Genomic DNA, 230 nt, shown 5'->3' on the forward strand with positions numbered 1-230 from the left:
AAGAAGTACGCCCTGGCCCCCTACACCATGTTCATCGGCTCCGGCGCCCTGTGGGGCGAGACCATCCTGTTCTCGATGTGCATCCTGGAGGAGATGCAGTGGAAGCGCACCCGCTACATCACCTCGGCCGACTTCTTCCACGGCACCCTCGAGCTCGTGGAGCCCGGCGTCCCCGTGTTCCTGTTCATGGGCGAGGACGAGAACCGCAAGCTCGACGAGCGCGTCCGCGC

At 65.2% G+C, this 230-nt stretch carries 1 pseudogene; it reads left to right on the plus strand.

The window, feature by feature from the left end:
* Positions 1-230, plus strand: a pseudogene (locus DWZ15_RS10770) (SIS domain-containing protein); the annotation flags it as partial.

It is taken from the genome of Collinsella sp. AF29-7AC, from assembly GCF_003475665.1.
Taxonomy (GTDB): domain Bacteria; phylum Actinomycetota; class Coriobacteriia; order Coriobacteriales; family Coriobacteriaceae; genus Collinsella.